Annotated in this window: 18 protein-coding genes; 11 read left to right on the top strand and 7 right to left on the bottom strand. The window is 72.6% G+C overall.

What is annotated here, in order from left to right; translation table 11 throughout:
- Positions 1–407 precede the first annotated feature (407 nt).
- From ABEA15_RS13525 to ABEA15_RS13500, 6 genes are all read left to right on the top strand, one after another.
- A complete protein-coding gene (locus tag ABEA15_RS13525) occupies positions 408–1,598 on the top strand; it encodes an ROK family protein (protein ID WP_345556904.1) in 1,191 nt (396 codons plus the stop codon).
- A 28-nt stretch (positions 1,599–1,626) separates the two neighbouring features.
- On the top strand, positions 1,627–2,439 hold the full coding sequence (locus ABEA15_RS13520; RefSeq protein ID WP_425579392.1) for an ABC transporter permease: 813 nt from the start codon (positions 1,627–1,629) through the stop codon (positions 2,437–2,439).
- Positions 2,436–3,227, top strand: coding sequence for an ABC transporter ATP-binding protein (locus ABEA15_RS13515; RefSeq protein WP_425579391.1), 792 nt, complete (start codon positions 2,436–2,438; stop codon positions 3,225–3,227). Before ABEA15_RS13520 ends, ABEA15_RS13515 begins: the two co-directional genes overlap by 4 nt.
- Before the next feature lie 136 nt (positions 3,228–3,363).
- Positions 3,364–4,347, top strand: a complete 984-nt coding sequence (locus tag ABEA15_RS13510; RefSeq protein WP_345556902.1) for an aliphatic sulfonate ABC transporter substrate-binding protein — start codon at positions 3,364–3,366, stop codon at positions 4,345–4,347.
- The gene (locus tag ABEA15_RS13505; protein WP_345556901.1) at positions 4,344–5,813 is read left to right on the top strand and encodes a sulfatase family protein; all 1,470 of its coding nucleotides are present in this window, start codon (positions 4,344–4,346) and stop codon (positions 5,811–5,813) included. Before ABEA15_RS13510 ends, ABEA15_RS13505 begins: the two co-directional genes overlap by 4 nt.
- Before the next feature lie 249 nt (positions 5,814–6,062).
- Positions 6,063–7,403, top strand: a complete 1,341-nt coding sequence (locus ABEA15_RS13500; protein WP_345556900.1) for a family 43 glycosylhydrolase — start codon at positions 6,063–6,065, stop codon at positions 7,401–7,403.
- Between the two features lie 133 nt (positions 7,404–7,536).
- Here ABEA15_RS13500 and ABEA15_RS13495 read toward each other — a convergent pair whose 3' ends face one another.
- Both ABEA15_RS13495 and ABEA15_RS13490 read right to left on the bottom strand, forming a co-directional pair.
- The gene (locus ABEA15_RS13495; RefSeq protein ID WP_345556899.1) at positions 7,537–8,493 is read right to left on the bottom strand and encodes a formylglycine-generating enzyme family protein; all 957 of its coding nucleotides are present in this window, start codon (positions 8,491–8,493) and stop codon (positions 7,537–7,539) included.
- A 518-nt stretch (positions 8,494–9,011) separates the two neighbouring features.
- Positions 9,012–9,872, bottom strand: coding sequence for a helix-turn-helix transcriptional regulator (locus tag ABEA15_RS13490; protein WP_345556898.1), 861 nt, complete (start codon positions 9,870–9,872; stop codon positions 9,012–9,014).
- Positions 9,873–10,109: 237 nt separating this feature from the next.
- Here ABEA15_RS13490 and ABEA15_RS13485 point away from each other — a divergent pair, with 237 nt between their 5' ends.
- A complete protein-coding gene (locus ABEA15_RS13485) occupies positions 10,110–10,280 on the top strand; it encodes a hypothetical protein (RefSeq protein ID WP_345556897.1) in 171 nt (56 codons plus the stop codon).
- A 75-nt stretch (positions 10,281–10,355) separates the two neighbouring features.
- Here ABEA15_RS13485 and ABEA15_RS13480 read toward each other — a convergent pair whose 3' ends face one another.
- Positions 10,356–11,249, bottom strand: a complete 894-nt coding sequence (locus tag ABEA15_RS13480; protein WP_345556896.1) for a dihydrodipicolinate synthase family protein — start codon at positions 11,247–11,249, stop codon at positions 10,356–10,358.
- A gap of 251 nt (positions 11,250–11,500) precedes the next feature.
- Between ABEA15_RS13480 and ABEA15_RS13475 the strand changes: the two genes are divergently transcribed.
- Together ABEA15_RS13475 and ABEA15_RS13470 are read left to right on the top strand one after the other, a co-directional pair.
- Positions 11,501–12,595 carry a DUF4037 domain-containing protein gene (locus ABEA15_RS13475; RefSeq protein ID WP_345556895.1) on the top strand — a complete coding sequence of 365 codons (1,095 nt, stop codon included), beginning with the start codon at positions 11,501–11,503 and terminating at the stop codon, positions 12,593–12,595.
- Positions 12,596–12,694: 99 nt separating this feature from the next.
- Positions 12,695–13,702: a zinc-binding dehydrogenase gene (locus tag ABEA15_RS13470; RefSeq protein ID WP_345556894.1), complete on the top strand. Its 1,008-nt coding sequence runs from the start codon at positions 12,695–12,697 to the stop codon at positions 13,700–13,702.
- A 68-nt stretch (positions 13,703–13,770) separates the two neighbouring features.
- On the opposite strand, the gene ABEA15_RS13465 is transcribed toward ABEA15_RS13470, so the two are convergent.
- Positions 13,771–14,775, bottom strand: a complete 1,005-nt coding sequence (locus tag ABEA15_RS13465; RefSeq protein ID WP_345556893.1) for a glycoside hydrolase family 11 protein — start codon at positions 14,773–14,775, stop codon at positions 13,771–13,773.
- A 603-nt stretch (positions 14,776–15,378) separates the two neighbouring features.
- On the bottom strand, positions 15,379–15,687 hold the full coding sequence (locus tag ABEA15_RS13460; RefSeq protein WP_425579395.1) for a DUF1330 domain-containing protein: 309 nt from the start codon (positions 15,685–15,687) through the stop codon (positions 15,379–15,381).
- A gap of 372 nt (positions 15,688–16,059) precedes the next feature.
- Between ABEA15_RS13460 and ABEA15_RS13455 the strand changes: the two genes are divergently transcribed.
- Positions 16,060–16,896: an amidohydrolase family protein gene (locus tag ABEA15_RS13455; protein ID WP_345556984.1), complete on the top strand. Its 837-nt coding sequence runs from the start codon at positions 16,060–16,062 to the stop codon at positions 16,894–16,896.
- A gap of 123 nt (positions 16,897–17,019) precedes the next feature.
- Here ABEA15_RS13455 and nhaC read toward each other — a convergent pair whose 3' ends face one another.
- Positions 17,020–18,492, bottom strand: coding sequence for a Na+/H+ antiporter NhaC (nhaC, locus tag ABEA15_RS13450; protein ID WP_345556891.1), 1,473 nt, complete (start codon positions 18,490–18,492; stop codon positions 17,020–17,022).
- A 42-nt stretch (positions 18,493–18,534) separates the two neighbouring features.
- Positions 18,535–19,668, bottom strand: coding sequence for a trans-sulfuration enzyme family protein (locus ABEA15_RS13445; protein ID WP_345556890.1), 1,134 nt, complete (start codon positions 19,666–19,668; stop codon positions 18,535–18,537).
- Between the two features lie 378 nt (positions 19,669–20,046).
- Here ABEA15_RS13445 and ABEA15_RS13440 point away from each other — a divergent pair, with 378 nt between their 5' ends.
- Positions 20,047–20,844: a FadR/GntR family transcriptional regulator gene (locus ABEA15_RS13440; protein ID WP_344146349.1), complete on the top strand. Its 798-nt coding sequence runs from the start codon at positions 20,047–20,049 to the stop codon at positions 20,842–20,844.
- Positions 20,845–20,872 lie beyond the last annotated feature (28 nt).

Genomic DNA, 20,872 nt, shown 5'->3' with positions numbered 1-20,872 from the left:
CGCCGGCGGGGCGGCCGAATACGCGTTGCGCCCCGCCGGCGGACGGCTTCGGACCTTCGCGTCCAGGCGGCCGTCCGCACCGTCCAGACGTTGTTTCCATCGAAAACGATAATAAATTATCATCGATACTCCCTGCGGTCCAACGCGGAGGTGGCGCCGATACGCGGAGCGCGGGCGCGGCCCGCGCCGAACGGGCCGCCGCGACCGCACCGCCGCCACCGGGAGCCTCCCGTGCGCCGACGCGGAAGGGGGCCGCAGGCGGTGCCGCGCCGGAGCGCCCGCGGCCGCCGCCGCGCACTCCCCCGCCCTCACCTGCGGTGAGGCGGCCCGCACGCTTCGGCGACCCTGTCGCACCTATTTTTTTCGGGGTCTTGACGAAAATCACACCCCGGTCGCATGCTGTCGGCATGTCGTCCCAGGCCGGCCCACTGACGCGACTCAGACGTGGCCACAAAGAGCTCGTCCTCGAACTGCTGAGCAAGCACGGCCCCCTGAGCCGGAGCAGTCTCGGCAGCCTCAGCGGGCTGTCCAGGACGACCCTCTACGAGATCGTCGCCGAGCTCGTCGCTAACGGCGCCGTGGTCGCCTCCCTGCCCGAGCCCGCCGAGCGCAAGCGCGGGCGCCCCGTGGAGAAGCTGACCCTCAACCCCGGCGCCGGCCAGGTGATCGGCATCGACTTCGCCCGCCGCGCCGTCCACGTGGCCGCCGTCAACGTCGCGCACGACGTCATCGGCACGGCGAGCGCCGCGCACGCGGCCGAGCTGACCTGGCCCGAGCGGGTGGACCTCGCCGGGCGGCTGGTCCACTCCCTGGGCGACGGAAGCCTGGACCTGGGTTCGCTCACCGCCGTCGGCGTCGGCGTCGTCGGCCCCGTCTTCAACCCGGGCGACGAGGCCACGCCCGCCCGCGGTGTGGACGGCCTCCCCGACCTGCTGCACGAGCGCTTCGAGGTTCCGGTCGTCACCGACAACAACACGCGGCTCGCCGCCCTGGCCGAGGCCACGTGGGGCGCGGCGGCCGGGAGCCGGGAGATGGTCTACCTCCGGCTCTCCTACGGCGTCGGCGGCGGGCTGGTCTTCGGCGGCTCTCTGCACCGCGGACCGCAGGGCCTGTCCGGCGAGTTCGGCCACATCAAGGTCGTCGAGGACGGGAAGCCCTGCGAGTGCGGCGGCACCGGCTGCCTGGAGACCGTGGCCTCCGCCGGCGCGGTGCTGGACGCCTACCGCGCCGGCGGCGGCACGGCCGAGGACGTCCCGGCGCTGGCCTCGGCGCTGCGCGAGGGCGACGCGACCGCCCGTGACCTGCTCGCCGACGTGGGCGCCCGGGTCGGCGACGTGCTCGCCGGGCTGTGCAACGCGGTCGGCCCCGGCCTCGTCGTGATCGGGGGCGAACTGGCCGCGACCGGGCCGGCACTGCTGGAGCCCCTGGAGGAGGCGCTGCGGGCGCGCGTCATGCCGCTCTCGCGGCAGTGGGTGGACCTGCGCCCGGCGACGCTCGGCGAGACCGGCGGCGCCCTGGGGGCCATCGCCCTGGTGCTCCACGAATCGCCCGTGCTTTCCCGCTACCCCATGAACGCGAAGTCCGAGGAGGACTCATGAGCAACCCCCCGACCCGGCCGGAGCATCCATGGCCGTGATCACCCCACCGCAGAAGGAGGCGCCGGCGCGCCCCCGGCCGCGCAGCACCGGACGGCGTCCGAGGCGCTCGCTCGTCCTCAACCTCGCCTCGCTCGTGATCGGCCTGGCGGTCTGGGGCCTGGTGTCCCTGTTGGGGATCGCCGACCTGCCCGGACCGCTCACGGTCGCCTCGCGCGCGTTCGAGATGGCCGTCGACGGGACCCTCGCCGGCGACCTCGCCGCGAGCCTGCGGCGGGTGTTCATCGGCTTCGCGCTCGGCACCGCGCTCGCCGTGCCGATCGGGTTCCTCATGGGCTGGTACCCCACGGCGCGGGGGCTGCTGGAGCCCTACGTCCAGTTCTTCCGCATGGTCCCGCCGCTGGCCCTGATCCCGCTGGCGATCGTGCTCCTGGGGATCGGCGAGGTGCCCAAGATCTTCGTGATCTTCCTCGCTGCCTTCCTGTTCAGCGTGGTGTCGACCCTGCAGGGCGTGGTCAACGTCGACCGCACGCTGATCAATGCGGCACGCGTGCTGGGCGCGCCGGACCGGACCATCTTCGTGAAGGTCATCATCCCGGCGTCGGCCCCGTTCATCCTGGTCGGCATGCGGACCGGGCTGGGCGCCTCCTGGGCCACCCTGGTCGCCGCCGAGCTGATCGCCGCCCAGGCGGGGCTCGGCTACCGGATGCAGCAGGCCCAGCTCTACTACGACCTGCCCACCATCTTCGTGGGCCTCATCGCCATCGGCGTTCTCGGTATGGCCATGGACCGGCTGCTGCTGCTCGCCGAGAAGCGCCTCACCGGCTGGCAGGAGCGCCGATGACCGACAAGCCCGAGAACAAGATCGAATTCCGCGACACCGCGAAGTCCTACCCGATGAAGGACTCCGTCTTCACCGCGCTCGACGGCGTGTCCCTGGAGATCGCCGACCGGGAGTTCGTCACCGTCGTCGGCCCGTCCGGCTGCGGCAAGAGCACGCTGCTCAACCTGGCGGCGGGGCTGGACGAGCCGACTTCGGGCGAGGTGCTCGTCGACGGCCTGCGCGTGGAGGGCCCCGGACCGGACCGCGGCGTGATCTTCCAGCAGTACGCCCTGTTCCCCTGGCTCACCGTGCGCCGCAACGTCGAGTTCGGCCTGCGCATCGCCGGCATCTCCGCCGACGAGCGCGCCCGCCGGGCGCAGCGGGCGATCGACCTCGTGGGGCTCACGGAGTTCGCCGATGCCCTGCCCAAAACGCTGTCGGGCGGCATGAAGCAGCGCTGCGCCATCGCCCGCGCCTACGCCGTGAGTCCGCAGGTGCTGCTCATGGACGAGCCCTTCGGCGCCCTGGACGCGCTCACCCGGGTCCAGCTGCAGGACCAGCTCTTGGAGACCTGGACCAAGGAGCAGCGCACCGTCATGTTCATCACCCACGACGTGGACGAGGCCGTCTACCTCGCCCGGCGCGTGATCGTGATGGCGGCCCGGCCGGGCCGCATCCACCGGATCATCGACGTGGACCTCCCCTACCCGCGGACGGAGCAGGTGCGGCTCTCCGCCGACTTCAGCCGGATCCGCAACGAGGTGTGGCACTCCGTCTACCACCAGGAGACCCCCGCGCCCGCGCACTGACCCGCTGCGCCGGCGCGCGGTGCCGGTCCCCTCCGACCGGGCCGCACCCGCTGCGACCGGGGCCGCTCCCCCGGACCGCCCGGCCCGCCCACCCCGTACAGAACCCATCGCCATCCCACGGAAGGACCGACCCCCCATGCGCTTTTCCCGTCCTACCCTCGCCGCGATACTCGCCGTGACCGTCTCCTCACTGTCGATGACGGCGTGCGGCTCCGACGCCGGCCAAGGAGGCGCCACGGACGTCAAGTTCGGCTACATCAGCGACTACAACGGCGCCAGCCTCCTGGCCATCGCCGAGAACCAGGGCCTGTGGGAGGACGCCGACCTGAACGTCGACGTCAAGTCCTTCACCAACGGGCCCGTGCAGATCCAGGCCCTGGGCGCCGGCGACCTCGACTTCGGCTACATCGGCCCCGGCGCGATGTGGCTGCCCGCATCCGGCAAGTGCAAGGTCGTGGCCATCAACACCCTCGCCTACGCCGACCGCGTCATCGCGCAGCCGGGCATCTCCTCGATCGAGGGGCTGAAGGGCAAGAAGGTCGGCGTGCCCGAGGGGACCTCCGGCGAGATGGCGCTCAACCTCGCGCTCGAAGACGCCGGAATGTCCCCCGACGACGTCCAGAAGGTGCCCATGGAGCCCTCCACCGTGGTCTCCGCCTTCGCCTCCGGCCAGATCGACGGCGCGGGGATCTGGTACCCGCTCATCGACACGATCAAGGAGAAGGTGCCGGAGCTGAACGAGGTCGCCAGCACCCGCGACATGGGCGACAAGTCCTTCCCCACCGCCTTCGTCGGCGGCAACGGCGTCGACGAGGAGACCACCACCAAGGTGATCGGCGTGCTCCAGAAGGCCAACGACTGGCGGGCCGAGCACCCCGACGAGACCATCGCCCAGACCGCCGAGATGCTCGAGATCTCCGAGAAGGACGTCGAGCGGGACGCGGCCAACGTCGAGACCATGCCGACGGCCGACCTCGTCAAGGCGACCGAGGACGGCACCACCGACCAGTGGCTCAACGGACTGAGCGAGTTCTTCGTGGACACCGGCCAGCTCCAGTCCGTCCCGGCCCCGGAGGACTACTACACCGGCGATCTCTACATGAAGGCGTACCAGAAGTGAACCTGCTCTTCCTCATGACCGACCAGCACCGCGTCGACACCCTGGGATGCTACGGGAACCCGCACGTGGCCACGCCCAACATCGACAGGCTGGCGTCCACCGGCGCCCGGTTCGACCGGTGCTACACCCCCACCGCCATCTGCACGCCCGCGCGGGCCAGCCTGCTCACCGGACAAGCGCCGTTCCGGCACCGCCTGCTGGCCAACTACGAACGCAACGTGGGCTACCTGGAGGACTTGAACGAGGACGTCTTCACCTTCCCCGAGGCACTGCGCGAGCAGGACTACCAGCTCGGCCTGATCGGCAAGTTCCACGGCGGCACCCACCGCAACGCGGCCTCCTACGGGTTCGACGGTCCCGACATGCAGGGCTGGCACAACCCGGTCGACCACCCCGACTACCTGGCCTACCTGCAGGAGCGCGGTCTGCCGCCGTACCGGATCACAGACCCGGTACGCGGCACCACGCCCAACGGCAACCCCGGAAACCTGCTGGCCGCCCGCCTGCAGCAGCCGGTCGAGGCGACCTTCGAGCACTACCTCGCCACGCGCGCCATCGAGCAGCTCGACAAGTACGCCGCCGACGGCAGGCCGTTCTTCCTGGCCACCCACTTCTTCGGGCCGCACCTGCCCTATCTGCTGCCCGACGAGTACTACGACCTCTACGACCCCGGTCTGGTCGAGCTGCCGCCCTCGATCGCCGAGACCTTCGACGGCAAGCCCGGCGTCCAGCGCAACTACAGCGCCCACTGGACCTTCGACACCATGCCGATCGAGGTCACCCGCAAGCTGATCGCCGTCTACTGGGGCTACGTCACGCTCATCGACGGCCAGATCGGCCGCATCCTCGACCGGATGGACGAGCTCGGGCTGTCGGAGGACACGTCGGTGTTCTTCACCGCCGACCACGGCGAGTTCACCGGCGCCCACCGACTGCACGACAAGGGCCCCGCGATGTACGAGGACATCTACCGGATCCCCGGAATCGTGCGCGTGCCCGGAGCCCCGCCCCAGGTGCGCGACGAGTTCGTCACCCTCACCGACTGCACCGCCACGGTCCTGCAGCTCGCCGGGTGCGACACGTCGGCGGCGGTGGACAGCCGCAGCCTGCTGCCGCTCGTCCGCGGCGAGCACCCCGACTGGCCCGACGAGCTGCTCGCCGAGTTCCACGGCCACCACTTCCCCTACCCGCAGCGGATGATCCGCGACGACCGCTACAAGCTCATCGTCAACCCCGAGTCCGTCAACGAGCTCTACGACCTGCACGACGACCCCCACGAGCTGAGCAACAGGTACACGCACCCGGAGATGTCCCGGACGCGGCGCCGCCTCATGCGGCGGCTGTACGACCTGCTCCGCGACCGGGGCGACAACTTCTACCACTGGATGACGTCGATGTACGACATCGGCGAAGCCGACTACGACCCCAGCCTCAGCGCGTTCGAACCCGCCGGCACCACCCCCTAGCTCCCGGCCGGAGGGGCCCGACCGTCCGCTCGCCCGGGCGCGCACCCGTGGCCACGCGCACCGGCACCGCCGTGCCGCCGCGGGAAGGGTCCGGGGCCGCGCCGCTCCGTTCCGCTCCGCTGCAGGCACACCCCGTTGTTTCCCCCGCGTCGCCCGGGCACGGGCGGCGCACAGCAGATGGCCCCGCGCGCCGGAACCGCTGCCCCGGAAGGGCACCGGCGCTGCGCGGGCCGAAGGAGGACGTGACCGATGACCGACTCCGAGAACAGGTTGCACATCGACCGCCGTTCCGTGCTGGCGGCGGCCGCCGGCCTGGGCGCCGCGGCGGCGCTGCCCGCGACCGCCGCCCACGCGGCTCCGGGCTCCGCCGCGAAGGGCCGGTACCCGGCGAACTGGCCCGAGCTCGAGCCCTACGGCCTCGCCGACATCCGCAAGGACCTGTGGCCGCGCGAGGACAACTCCTTCCTCCTGCCGCTGGAGCTGCGCCCCCGCGACGAGGAGCTCGGCCGGGTCTGGATGCGCGACACCTACGTGAACTGCTTCGTGGTGGGCAACCGCCCGATGTACGTCGCCACCGGCACCTCGCGGGTGCCCGGGCTCGACAAGGCCGCTCCCTACAACGACGGCATCTTCGTGTGGGTGGCGCCGTCGCTGCACGGGCCGTGGAGGCTGGCCGACACCACAGGGATCAGGCCCGGCGCCGAGAAGGGCAAGGTGTGGTCGCCGGAGTTCGTCGACGAGAACCGGGCCGGGCGCACCGTCGTCGCGCCGTGGCAGGAGTACTGGTACGACGAGCGGTTCGGCAAGCGCGGCCAGGCCTGGGCCCCGGAGGTGCACCACTTCCGGGGCACCTGGTACATCGCGGCCTGCATGGGCGACCACTCCCGGAAGGTCGGCTCCTTCGTACTCGTCAGCGAAGGCGGGGTCGAAGGCCCCTACCGGCTCATCGAGGGGAGCCTGGAGAAGCCCTTGGGCGAGTCGTTCCTCGGCGGGCCGGGGTTCATCGAGCCCGGGGCCTACCACCACATCGACGGCGGCATCTACACCGAGGGCGACGACGCGTGGCTGGTGCTGCACAACGACCTCTACGCCAGGTTCCGGGACGACATGGAGGACATCGTCCCGGCGACCGGCCTCCCGGCGTTCCAGCAGCGGCCCTACTCCCCCGAGCCCTACATCGAGGGCGCCTACGTGCACAAGCACGGCGGCAGGTACTACCTCCTGCAGAGCGTCTGGAGCCGGAGGTCGACCGGGGCCGACGGCGGCACGCGCTACGCCTACGACCCGCGCGGTGACGGCCGCGAGCAGTTCCAGTACGACACGGTGATGGCGGTCTCCGACAACTTCGAGGGGCCCTACTCCCGGAGGTGGACCGCCGGGGTGGGGATCGGCCACAACAACATGTTCGAGGACCACCGCGGCAAGCTGTGGGCGACGTTCTTCCGCAACCCCGCCGCCGGCTACTGGTCCGATCCCGCGCGCATCGGCGACGCCGCCGTGCCCGGTGTCGTGCGCATGGAGTGGACCGGGCCCAAGGGTGACCGCATCTACGTCCGGCGCCGCCGCGGCCGCGCCGCCGACGGCGGCTGACGCCTCCGCCGTCCGGGCGCGCACGCGCCCGGGCGATGGGAGCCCAAGGCCCCCGGTCCGGTGCGGGCGCGGCCCGCACCGGAGCGGGGGCCGCCGCCGTGCGCCCGGTGACCGGCCCGCCGCCGGGCCCGCGTCAGCGCGCCACGCGGAACCCGGTGTTGCCGCTGGAGCTGTCCGGGGAGTTGCCCATCCGCGCCGACGTCCGGTAGCGGAAGCAGTAGGACTCGTGGCACATGTGCGAGCCGCCCTTGAGCACCCGGGACTGCCCGTAGCGGGGTCCCGTGGGGTCGGTCCACGGGCCCTTGCGGTGGTAGCGCGGGTTGAACCAGTCCGCGCACCACTCCCACACGTTGCCCGTCGTGTTGTACAGCCCGTAGCCGTTGGGCGGGAAGGCGTCCACCGGGCAGGTGCCGGTATAGCCGTCGGCGGCGGTGTTGCGCTCGGGGAACTCCCCCTGCCAGACGTTCATCCGGTGCTCGCCGCCCGGCTCGCGCTCGTCGCCCCACGGGTAGGGCCGGCCGGAGAGGCCGCCCCGCGCCGCGTATTCCCACTCCGCCTCGGTCGGCAGCCGGGTGCCGGCCCACCGGCAATAGGCGAGCGCGTCGTCGTGCGAGACGTGCACGACCGGGTGGTCCCGGCGTCCGCGCAGCCCGGAGCCGGGGCCCTCCGGGTGGCGCCAGTCGGCGCCGTGCACCTGGCGCCACCACGGCGCGCCGGCGGCGCCCCGGGTCGGCGGGAACCGGCGCGGCAGGAAGCCCGCGAAGACGAACGACCAGCCGTACCGTTCGGCGTCGGTCGCATAGCCCGTGCCCTCGACGAACGCCGCGAACTCGGCGTTGGTGACCGCTGTGGCGGCGATCTCGAACGGGCTGAGCGCCACCTCCCGGACCGGCCCTTCGCCGTCCTCGGGGTAAGGGCCGTCGGCGGTACCCATGAGGAACGTTCCGCCCGCCGGCTCCCGCCACCCGCCGTGCGGTGGAGCGGCGGCCGCCGCCTCGGCGACGGGCACCGGCCCCTCGGCGGCCCGCTCCTCGCCCCGAGCGGGGGCGCAGCAGGCATGCGTCTGTTCAGTGGGGACGTCTGCGCTCATCGGAACTCCTTGCACCGTCGCACGGGACCCGGACCGGCGGGGCGGCTGACCCGCGGCCGTCGTCGGTGCCCACCATTCTCCCGCGCTGGTCACGCCGCTGCACAGCGCCCCCGGGCCGGGCGGGGCGGCGCCGGCGCGGTGCAGGTCCTCCCGCGCCTCCTGGGAGGACGCGGTCGTGCTGCCGCCCCCCGGGGGCAGCGCGAACGCGGCGGTCGCCGCATCGTCGAGGTTCATCGCGCGGCGGAACGTTGTGCGACGTCGTCGTGCAGCCCTCGCGGACGGCCGCCGCGGCGATGTCGACGTGGAAGGACGGCGAGCACCCGGCGGCCGCCGCCGATCCCGCGGTACCTCGCATGCGCCGACGCGCACGGGCGGCGCGGGTGAGGGCCCGCGCCCGTTCGCGCCCGGGGCCCGGGGGCGGAGGACCTCTCGGCCGCAGAGCGCTGTCGACCGGCCGTACGGCCTGCGGCGCCGTGCGGCCGGGCAGTGCGGTGGAGCGGGTGGAGCGGTAGGCGGCTCTACTCGCGGACGCGGTCGCGCTCGCCGGCGGGCCGCCCTGTGCCGGCGGTCAGGCTGCCCAGCAGGGACAGCGCCTGCGCGGACGGACTCCCCGGCTCGGCGTGGTAGACCACGACCTGCTGGCCGGGGGCGCTGTTGACGCTCAGCGCCTCGTAGCCCAGCGTCAGCTCACCGACGAGGGGGTGCCGGAACCGCTTGGTGTCATGGCTCTTCTGCCGGATGTCGTGGCGGGCCCACAGCCGGCGGAACTCCGCGCTGTGCAGTGACAGCTCCCCCACGGTCTCGACCAGCTCCGGGTCGTCGCGGTCCGTCCCGACGGCCGCGCGCAGGCCGCCGACCGTGTTGGCGGCGACCCGTTCCCAGTCCGGGTAGAACTCACGGGCGTCCGGATCGAGGAACACCAGCCGGACCAGGTCCCTGCTGTAGGCGTGGCCGTCGAACAGGGCGCCGCCCAGCGCGTTGTGCGCCAGCACGGTGAGGCGGCGGCCGAGCACGAGGGCCGGGGTCTGCGGCCAGGCCGCCATCATCCGGGCCAGGTTCGCGCTCACCTGCTCCCGCCGTGCGGCGCGGCGGCGCCGGCCCGGCAGCGGGAGCGCCAGCCGGTGCAGGTGGGAGGTCTCGTCCTCGCCCAGGTCCAAGGTCCGGGCGAGGGCGTCGACGACCTGCGCGGAGGGGTGCCGCTCCCGGCCCTGTTCCAGGCGCACGTAGTAGTCGGTGCTCACACCCGCGAGCATCGCGACCTCCTCCCGGCGCAGGCCCGCCACCCGGCGCCGGGGCCCAGCCGGGATTCCGGCGTCCTCCGGCCGCACGAGTCCGCGGCGCGCTCGCAGGAACCCTCCCAGCGGGTTGTCCGTGTCCATGCAAGCCACGGTAGGCGCGCGGCGCCACGCTGGGGAGGGCCGAGGGTGGCCGCGCTGCACCCAGGCTCGCGCCGGACGCACCGCGCCGCCGCGCCGCCGCACGAGCGGCCCGGACCGCTCATGCGGACATCGCCCGGTTCGCGACGGCGCGCGGACTCGACGCCTCGGGGCTCTTCTCGTGGCGGCCGCCGGTGCTGACCGTGCCGCCGGCCTCGACGAGAAGGATCGAGGCGCCTGGTGCCAGGACGGGGCTTCCTCGTCGAGTGCGGGGAGGTGCGCGTGGAGGCGGTGGCGGCCGCGAGCGGCCCGGGAACGGCGGCCGACCTGCGGACCCTGATGCGGCGCAGGACCGGCCTCGGCCCGGCGGCCGACCGCGACCGCTTCGGCCGCCGGGCCGCTCCCGAATGACACGGCCGGCCTTCGGCCCCGCGGTGCGGCGGGGCCCGGCTGCCGCGTCCTGCGGTTCGGGGGCGCAGCGGGCGGTCAGGAGGTCCGGCCTATCGTGTCGAGCGCCGCGGCGACCGCGCGGCGGCCGGCTGCGTCGAGCGGGCGGACCGGGCGGGGCAGGTTCGGCTCGCAGGCAAGAGCGAGCTCCACGGCGATCGCTGATATCACCCGGTAGCTGCCGTAGCGGACGAACAGCTCCCACAGCGGATCCAGTTCCGCCGACAGGGCGCGGGCCCGCTCGGCCTCCCCCGCGGCGGCCGCCCGCGCGACGGCGAGGCAGGCCTCGGGCAGGACGCCGGCGACGGCGCTGTACCAGGCGTCGCAGCCGGCCAGCAGGCCGTCCGCGCCCGCCCCGTCCCCGCTGACACCGATCGTCACGTCGGCGGGTACGGCCGCCCGCAGCCCGGCGACGCGGGCGCGCGCCTCGCCCGGGTCGGCGGGAACCGGCGGGATCTTGACCGAGGCGACGCCCGGGAGGTGCGCGATCCGGCCGTGCAGCTCGTCGCTGAAGGAGACATGTGTGGTGACCGGGTTGTCGTAGACGACGAGGGGCACCGAGAGGTGTGCGGCGACGTCCTCGTACAGCCCGAACACCTCGTCATCGGTGAGGGGCTGATAGGTCATGGGCGCCAGCAGCACAGCAGAGGCCCCGGCCTGCTGCGCGTCCTCGGCGTTCTCCAGCACGTCGCGTGTGCGCAGGGCCCCGATACCGACCATCACCGGCACGGTGCCGGCGCTGCGCACCGCCAACCGGGCGGCGCGGGCACGCTCCCGCCGGCCGAGGTAGGCGTAGCCGCCGGTGGATCCGAGGGCGCCGACCGAGTCGGCGCCGGAGGCGGCGATCCGGCCGACCATGCGCTCGTAGGCCGCTTCGTCGATCCCGTCGTCGGTGGTCGGCGTGAGCGGGAACGCACTGAGTCCGGTGAACACGGGGACCCCTTCCTCTCGCGAGCTTCCTCCTGGCCGCGCCCGTACCGAGCCGGATGCGCACGGCGACGCCCACGCAGACTACGACGCCGACACCGCCGAGGACCGTCGGCCAGGTCAGCGCCTCGTCCAACGCCGAGTCGCACCCACCCCGCCCCACAGACCCCCTCCCGCACCCCGCCGGGCCGCCGGGCGGGCCCTCGCGCACCGAAATCCCTTCGCCGTGCGCGCCGCGGTTTGGCACCATGCGGCGCATGGCCGACGACTTCGTCCCCGGACTGCGGCTGGCGGGCGACCTCTACCGAGAGGTCGTCGGACCGGCGCTGAGCGACGCCGTGCCGCACCTGGTGCACACGGCCGCTTTGATCGGCCCGGGCTCGGAGGTAGTGGGGTTCGACACGGTCCGCTCCACCGACCACGACTGGGGGCCGCGCCTGCAGGTGTTCCTCAGCGGGCACGACGCCGAACGGCACGCGGACGCCGTCGCCGATCTGCTCACCGGCCGCCTGCCTGCGACCTTTCGGGGCTATCCCACGAATCTGGAACCCGTCGGCGCGGACGGCACCCGGCACATGCGGGCCTCCGCCGGGCGTCCGCACCACGCGGTCGCGATCACCGGTCTCGGCGATTGGCTCACCGGACACCTCGGCTTCGATCCGCGATCGGACACCACTCTGTTCGACTGGCTGGCCACTCCCGCCCAGGTGCTGGCCGACACCACGGGCGGGGCGGTCTTCCACGACGGCCTGGGCGACCTCGGCGCGGTGCGCCGACGCCTGTCCTGGTATCCGGACGACGTGTGGCGCTACGTCCTGGCGTGCCAGTGGCAGCGCATCAGCCAGGAGGAGGCGTTCGTCGGACGCTGTGGAGAGGTGGGAGACGAGTGCGGCTCGGCGGTGGCTGCGGCCCGGGTGGTGCGCGACCTGATGCGCCTGTGCCTGCTGATGGCGCGCCGGTATCCTCCCTACGGCAAGTGGCTCGGCAGCGCCTTCGCTCGACTCCCCTGCGCGCCGGCGCTGGCCCCGCTGCTGACCGCCGCCACGGCCGCCGCGTCCTGGCGCGACCGCGAGCACCACCTGGCCGCGGCCTACGAGCGCGTCGCTGCCGCGCATAACGCCCTCGGCCTCACCCCCGACCTGAACCCGCGCACCCGCCCCTACCACGCCCGACCGTTCCGGGTCCTGCACGCCGAGCGCTTCGCCCAGGCCCTCCTGGAGACGGTCGCCGACGGCGCTGTACGCGCGCTTCCGCCGACCGGCAGCATCGACCAGTACACCGACAGCGCCGACGTCCTCTGCCGTCCCGAGCGCCGCCGGGCTGTGGCCGCCGGGCTTTACCGGGGCGCGTGACCGGGGGGCGCGGGAGGCCCGCGGTTGACCTCAACTTTGGTTGAGGAACAAGACTGGTGCGCGTCGTTCAGTCACCAGCAGCGGGAAGGCGACCAGATCATGCGTGTTGCAGAGGCGGAGCGGTTCGGCGGCCCCGAGGTTCTGCGTCCGGCGCACCGGCCGGATCCGCAGGCCGGTCCGGGCGAGGTGCTCGTCGCGGTGGCGGCGTCGGACGTCATGTTCCTCGACGCCCAGCTCCGTTCGGGATGGGGGCGGGAGTACTTCCGGATGCGGCCGCCCTACGTCCCCGGCAGCGGGGTGGTGGGCCGGGTCGTCTCCGTCGGAGAGGGTGCGGACCCCGGGCTCGTGGGCGCCGAGGTGCTCGCCGAGACGGGGCAGCGCGATCCCGAGACCCACGTGCCGCTGACCCCGACCGACGGCTACGCGGAGCTGGTCGCCGCACCGGCCCGCTACCTCGTCCGCCTGCCCGGCGGACTGGACGGCCAGGCCGCGCTGGCGCTGCTGCACGACGGCCCCACGGCGCTGCAGCTCGCCGAGGCCGCCCGCTTCACCGCCGGCGACCGGGTCCTGGTGAACGCGGCGGCCGGGGGCGCCGGCAGCCTGCTGGTGCAGATGGCGGCCCGCGCGGGCGCCCGCGTCATCGGAGCCGCCCGGGGCCCGCGCAAGCTCGCGCTGGCCCGCGAGCTGGGTGCGGAGGCCGTGGTCGACTACTCCGAGCCCGACTGGACCCGGCGGGTCCGCGAGGCCACGTCGGGGAAGGGGCCCGATGTCGTCCTGGACGGAGCGGGCGGCCGCCTGGGACGGGAGGCCTTCGGCATCACGGCGCGCGGTGGCCACCTGCTCGCCTACGGCGCCTCCGGCGGCGACTTCGCCGAGACCGGTGCGGCGGAGGCGCGGGAGAAGGGGGTGCGCGTCACCGGCCTGTTCGACCTGCCCTCCCTCGACGGGGACGGCAGGAGGCGGCGGGCCGAGGAGGCGCTGGCGGAGGCCGCGGCCGGCCGGTTCAGGCCGACCGTCGGTCAGACCTTCCGCCTGGACGAGGCCCGCGAGGCCCATGCCGCGATCGCGTCCCGGACCAGCGTCGGCAAGACCCTGCTCGTGCCCTGAACCGGCGGGTGTGGCGCGGCGGCCGGTGCCGCCGCGCCACGGGTTGAGGCGTGCTGCCTGTCGTCAGGTCAGTTCGCGCTGCAGGAGACCGACGGCCAGGTCCAGTTGCCGTTGTGGTCGATCGTCATGCCCCAGTTGTTCCCGTTGCCGTTGGACGAGGCGACCAGGGTCTGGGCGTCGGGGTAGTCGGCGTTCACGTTCCAGGTCGCCAGTACCTTCGCCGGGGACGGCACGTTGACCCGCACTTCCCAGCTGCTGGCACCGCTGACCGAGACGTTGAGGTTGTAGCGGTCGTCCCACTGCTCGCCGGCGGAGAGCGAGGCGGTGCATCCGCCACCGCCGCCACCTCCTCCGCCGCCACCACCGCCACCGCCGCCGGAGGTGCCGAGCGTGATGTTGGAGTTGCCGCTGCTCTGGAAGCCCTCGGTCGCCATGATCATGTAGTCGTGGTTGCCGAGGTTCATGCCGTGGCTTGCCCACGCGTCGAAGTGGTTGCCCGCGGTGATGGTCCCGCCGGTCCGCCTCTGCTGGCGGACGCTCCAGTACTGCGGGAACGTGGCGGTGCCCTCGATGGAGGGCTTGTCGTAGCGCATCGTGCGGTAGATGTCGTAGGTGCCGCCGTCGCTGGTCACCGTGCCCTGGTACTCGCCTTCGGGCCGGTAGCTGCCCCAGTTGTCCACGACGTAGTACTCGACGAGCGGGTTCCTCGTCCAGCCGTAGAGCGTCAGGTAGGAGTTGCCGGACGGGTTGAAGCTGCCCGAGTACTGCACGGTCCTGCGGCCGCCGGTGCTCCAGCCCTTCCCTGCGACGAAGTTGCCGGTATTGCTCCACTGCGTGCTGTAGTTGCCGCCGGACCCCAGCTCCATGGAGACCGTGCCCTGGCTGTCGGTCCAGAACGAGTAGAAGTAGCCGTCGTGGGTGCCGGTCTGGTTGGTGGTGACGGCCGCGCTTGCCGGAGCGGGCAGCATCATCGTGGCCGTGACCACCGCTACCGCTGCCGCCGAGACGCGGCCGACGAGCGATCTTGTGCGGACGCGGCTGGGGGTGCGCCGCCTTGTGGGGGATGTGTTCATGTTCGGGTTTCCTCCTCGTGCGGTCTGGCGGAGGGGCCGGGCGCGCGGCCCGGCGGGTCTGCCAGTACGGCCAGTGTTCGTGTGGTCGCTCGAGCTGTCAATAATTTCCGGAATACTTTCGGAGTTTTCGGGGCGACATGCGTTGACCCGGTGCAGCACTGCGACCATGTTCTTCCTGGACACCCGCACTGGCCGGACAATCCGACCACTCAAAGAAGCCGATAGTTTCGATATACTTCCGGATGTTCCGCAGGCCATCTCGCACCGAGCGGCTTCGCGGGCCGCCCCGCGCCCGACACAGCAGTGCGCTCCCCTCCGCCCGCGGAGGGGAGCGCACCCGGGCTTGGGCTCCGGTCGGTATGAGGCGAAGAGGGTGCCGGTGCGCCGGTCGACCGCCGGCCCTTCGAGCTGCACCAGCTCGCCGGGCTCATCGCCGGGCGTCCAAGTGGCGCCGTCGGGCGGGTGGCGGGTCGAAGGCGTGCAGCAGCTCCGCCGTCGGCGGTGATCCGGCTGGTGGCGACGGTGGCTTCTCCGGCCTGCGTGACGACGGCCCGCGCCGGGCCGCACCGCGGCTGCCGGACGCGCCCTGCCGCCGCGCCCCGCTCAGGCGCCGCCGCGCGAGGTCCAGGGCACGGTCGGCTGCAGCACCGCCTCGGCCAAAGCTCCGGACCGCAGTCCGGTGATCTCCTGGTACTCCGGGTCGGCGACCATCCGGCCGAACGCCTCCCGGCTCGGGTAGCGCACCAGCAGCACCGCGTCCCAGTCCTGGCCTGCCTCGGCCACCAGGGGCGCCGCGCCGTCGCCGGCGTAGAGCAGTTCGGCTCCGTACCGCTCCAGGAAGGGCCGCGCCTTGCGCGTGTACTCCGCGTAGGAGGCCCGGCCGTGCGGGGTGAACCGCAGCAGGTTGAGCATCACCACCGCGCCCCGTCTCCGGGGCGGCCGTGCCGGCGGCACGCCCGACCACGACGAGGAGGCCACGATGGCAGTCGACCCCGCCGGCTCCGACCTCGCACGCTTTGTGCGGGAGGACCCCGACGGACCGCCGATGCGGCGCACCGCCATCGTACATACCATCCAGTCGGTATCCACGGTCGGTGTACCGTCCGTACCCGTCCTCCTCGTCGCGCAGCGAGCAGCGCCCGGCCCTCGGACCTCCGCGGTGTGCGGTGCGGCGGCGGGACGCGCCGCGGCCGGCGTGCAGCGGCGGCGCCTAGAGTGGCCGCCGTGACTGCGGATGCGACCGACTCCCAACGGCGGGACGCCGAGGCCGCCGCCACGCGCGAGCTGTGGCGCGGTCTCGGGCTGCCGGGCCTGATCGACGTCCACACCCACTTCATGCCCGACAACGTGCTGCGCAAGGTGTGGGCCTTCTTCGACGCCCTCGGCGAGGGCGTCTGGCCGATCACCTACCGCCTCGGCGACGAGGAGCGGGTCGCGCTGCTGCGCGCGTTCGGCGTCCTGCGCTACACGGCACTGGCCTACCCGCACCGGCCCCGCATGGCCGAATGGCTGAACGCCTGGAGCGCCGACTTCGCGGCGCAGCACCCCGACTGCCTGCACAGCGCCACGTTCTTCCCGGAGGAGGGGGCCGCCGGCTACGTCGTCGACGCGATCGGCGCGGGCGCCCGCGTGTTCAAGGCCCACGTGCAGGTGGGCGGCTACGACCCGCGCGACCCTCTGCTCTCCGGCGTCTGGGGCGCGCTGGCCGACTCCGGCACGCCGGTGGTGGTGCACTGCGGCACCGGACCGCAGAGCGGGCGCTTCACCGGCCCGGGCGTGTTCGCCGAGGTCCTGCGCGAGCACCCCCGCCTCACGGCCGTCGTCGCGCATTTCGGAACCCCGGAGTACACCGAGTTCATGGACCTGGCCCAGCGCTACGAGCACGTGTACCTGGACACGACGATGGTGTTCACCCGCTTCACCGAGCGCACCGCCCCGTTCCCCGCCGCCGAGCTGCCGCGCCTGGGGGACCTGCGGGAGAAGATCCTGCTCGGCACCGACTTCCCGAACATCCCCTATCCCTACAGCGAGCAGCTGCGGGCGCTGCGGGATTTGGGTCGGGGCGACGACTGGCTGCGCGCGGTCCTGTACGGCAACGCCGCCCGCCTGTTCGGCCTCTGAGGGACCGCGGGCCGGCGGCCGTCCGCTCGGACGCGGTGACCCGCTTCCCTGCGCCCGACCCCGACGGGGACGACCGCGCCGCGGCCCTCGTCAGGTCCGATGGCGGCGCGGTCGTCCGCGGGGTCAGCGCTGCGCGACCTCCGGTTCCGGCTCCGGCTCCGGCTCCGGCTGCCGGCGGCGGATGCCGAACCCGCCGGTCAGCGGCGCCAGGACGGCCAGGAGTACCGAGAAGGCGAAGCCGCTCCAGTTGAAGACGGCCCACGGCAGGAACTCGAAGTTGGCCACCCCGAGCGTGGTCGCGAAGAACACCCCGGAGACCGTCCACGGCATCAGCACCTCGGTGATGGTGACCGAGTCCTCCATGCTGCGCGACAGGTTGACCGGGTGCAGGTTCCGCTTCTTGTAGGCCTCGCCATAGAGGTCGTTGACCAGGAAGAACGTGACGAGGGCGTTGGAGGTGCCGTTGATGATGGCGAACCCGGACAGCAGGGTGGTGGACACCAGCCCGCCGGTCGAGCGCAGCCCCTCGATCATCCGGCGGAGCAGGACGCGCAGGACGTTGGAGTTCTCCAGCGCGGCGGCGAAGAAGAAGGCACAGAAGACGAAGAACGCCGACTGGTACATCGAGTACAGCCCGCCGCGCTGCAGCAGCTCGGTGAGCGTGTCCGACACGGCGCCGCCGTCGGGCAGCATGTCGGTGGTGAAGCCGGAGACGGTCGCGGCGAAGAGGTCGGCGACGCTGAAACCCTGCACCAGCACGGCCAGCACCAGCGCCGACATCGACGACACGAACAGCACCACCAGCGGGGGCTTTTTCATGATCGAGCCGATCAGCACCAGCGCCGGCGGGACCAGCAGCAGCGGGTTGAGGGTGAACAGCCCTTCCAGCTCGGTGAGGGTGCCTTCGACTTCACCGAGGTCGACCGACGAGGCGCCGATGGAGTTGCCCGCGACCAGGAACACCGCGATCGCCAGCAGCGACGAGGGCAGGGCGGTGTAGAGCATGTGCCGGATGTGCTCGTAGAGGTCGGCGCCGGCCGCCAGCGAGCTCATGTTGGTCGTGTCCGACAGTGGGGACAGCTTGTCGCCGAAGTAGGCGCCCGACACCACGGCGCCCGCCGTGATCGCCACCGAGACGTCCATCGTCTGCGCGACGCCGATCAGGGCCACGCCGATCGTCCCGCCGGCGCCCCACGAGGTCCCGGTGAAGGTGGCGACGATCCCGGTGACGATGAACGCGAGGACGTACAGGTAGGCCGGGTCGATCAGCTTCAGGCCGTAGTAGACCATCAGCGGGATGGTGCCGGAGATCATCCAGGTGCCGATCAGCATGCCGATGCTGAGCAGGATGAGGATCGCGGGCAGCGCCCGCTTGATCTTCTCGCCCATGTCGGTGAGGATCTGCGCCAGGCTCGTGCCGTACCAGGCGGCGAACAGGGAGAGCACCACGCCCGCGAAGATGAGCATCAGCTCGGCGGGGTACTTCAACACTCCGATCCCGCCGACGAGGATCGCCACGGTCGCGGCCACGGGGACCAAAGCCATGGCCACCCCCGGTAGGGGCGGTGTTCTGGTCTCCTCCTGGGGGGAAGTCATAAGCATCCTCTCGGTACTGGTGGGGGTGGGTCGGGGCGACGGCTACAGCTTGGCGAACGCCCCTTCGAGGTCCTCGATCTGGCGTTCGGCGCCTTCGAGGCCGACGGACAGGCGGACGGTCCCCGGCGCGATCCCCCGGGAACGCAGCTCCGCCTCCGTGCCGGGCCGCAGCGGTGCGGTGACGAGGCTTTCGTAGCCGCCCCAGCTCGTGCCGATGCGGAACAGCGACAGGCCGTCGACGAACGCGGCGACCCGTTCGAACGTCGCGTCGCCCAGCTCGAAGCTGAGCAGCCCGGAGAACCCGGTGAACTGGCTGCGGACGATCTCCTCGTCGGGGCGGTGGTCGGCGTGGGGGTGGTGCACCGCCTGGACCTCGGGGCGCTGCGCCAGGTGGTCGACCACCCGGCGGGCGTTGCGCTGGTGCTCCTCCATGCGCAGCGGCAGGGTGCGCAGGCCGCGCAGGACCAGCGACGCCTCCTGCGCCGACATGACCGAGCCGAAGAGCTGGTGCCCGTTGTAGAAGACCTCGCGGATCACCTCGCGCGAGCCGATCGCCGCGCCTCCGACGACGTCGCTGTGCCCGCCGATGTACTTGGTCAGGGAGTGGACGACGATGTCGACTCCTGACGCCAGCGGCTTCTGGAACAGCGGGGTCGACCAGGTGTTGTCCATGACCGTGCGGATTCCGCGGCGCCGCGCGACGCGGGTCAGCGCGGGCACGTCCAGCACCTTCATCCGAAGGGTGCCGGGACTCTCGACGTAGATGAGCGCCGTGTCGTCGCGGAGGTGGTCCTCGATGTCGGCGGTGGCCTCCGGCAGGACGGTGTGCTCGATTCCGAAGCGGCGCAGGTACTCCGCCAGCTCCAGGGTCGGACCGTAGACGTTGTTGACGAACAGCACGTGGTCGCCGCTCTTGAGCAGGCCCGCCAGGACGGCGCTGATCGCCCCCATCCCGGAGCCGAAGCACTTGGCGGCCTCGCCGCCCTCCAGCAGCGCCAGCCGCTCCTCCAGGAACGCGACGGTGGGGTTCGTGCCCCGGCTGTAGACGTAGTTCTCGTGCTCGGCCGCCTGCTGCCGGGTGAACTCCTCGAAGGACGGCTTGGTGAACAGGCTGGTCTGGAAGATGGGCGGGGCGACGGCACCCGTCTGGTGACCGGGCCCGTCCCATTCGCCCATGCAGATTTCCCTGTCCGTGCTGTCCACGCTGTTCACCCGTGCTCCCCCGTGAGTCTGCGGCTGACGATGTGCGGCGGCGGGTCCCCCGCTTGTGGCGGCGCTGCGCCGGCCGCCGCACCGGTTCCGCGCCCCCGGTCGGCGGCCGGTTGGGGCCGTGAGCAGGAACGATCGCGCGGAATCCATCGGCCATCTTGTAATACAAGCTGATAAGCAGTCAACGGGTCCGCAGAAATAATGCGGGCCGTCGCCGGGGCACTGCGGTGCGTGGCGCAGCTCACCGGGTGCTGTGGGCTGCTGCGCCCTCGACCGCCGCGCCGGGCGGCTCTGTAGGCTGAAGGCGCAGGTACACCGATCCAGCGAAGGGCGGGGCGAAACACGATGGGGGCAGCGTCTGCGGGACGGGCTGATCAGGAACCCGCGGGACGGAGCGGCCCCCAGCGCGCCCGGCCGCACTCGCTGACCGCACAGGTCGTCGACTTCATCGAGGAGCTGTGCGTGGGCCCCGACGCCAAGCCGGGGGGCCGGCTGCCCTCGGAGAAGGAGCTGGCCGAGCGCTTCGGTGTGAGCCGGGTCGTGCTCCGCGAGGCCATGAAGACCCTGGAGGCCAAGGGGCTCGTCCACCGCCGCCAGGGCAAGCCGGCGGTCATCGCCTCGCCCAACGCCCTGCCCGTGGAGGACTTCGTGGCGCTGTCGGTGCTGCGCGACCGCAGGGCGCTGATGGAGTTCACCGAGATCCGCAAGGCGCTGGAGGTGCACGGCGCCCGGTTGGCAGCCCAGCGCATCGCCGGCCCGGACGAGGAGCAGACCCGCGAGCACATCGCCCGCGCGCGCGAGGCCATCGCCGAGATGCGCGCCGACCCGCTCGACGTGCCCACGCGGCTGCGCACCGACGTCGCCTTCCACCAGGCGCTCGCGGCGGCCTCGGGCAACCGGAGCCTGACCCAGATCCTGGACGCGCTGGAGCAGTCGCTGGCCGAGAGCCGCGAGCGGAGCCACCTCCGCTTCCTGGCCACCGCCGAGGACCCCGCCGCCTCCGCGACCGAGCACGAGGTGGTGCTCGACGCCGTCCTCACCGGCGACCCCGCCCACGCCGTCGCGGCCATGGAGCACCACCTGCAGGTCACCCTGCACGAGATCCGCACCCGGCCCGACCCCGAGGAGTCGCCGGAGCCCTGACCGCCTCCGCGCTCCCACCTCCGCTCCA

Origin of the sequence: Streptomonospora halophila (genome assembly GCF_039542725.1) — a bacterium.
GTDB lineage: Bacteria > Actinomycetota > Actinomycetes > Streptosporangiales > Streptosporangiaceae > Streptomonospora > Streptomonospora halophila.
This window is presented reverse-complemented; position numbering and strand designations above follow the sequence as displayed.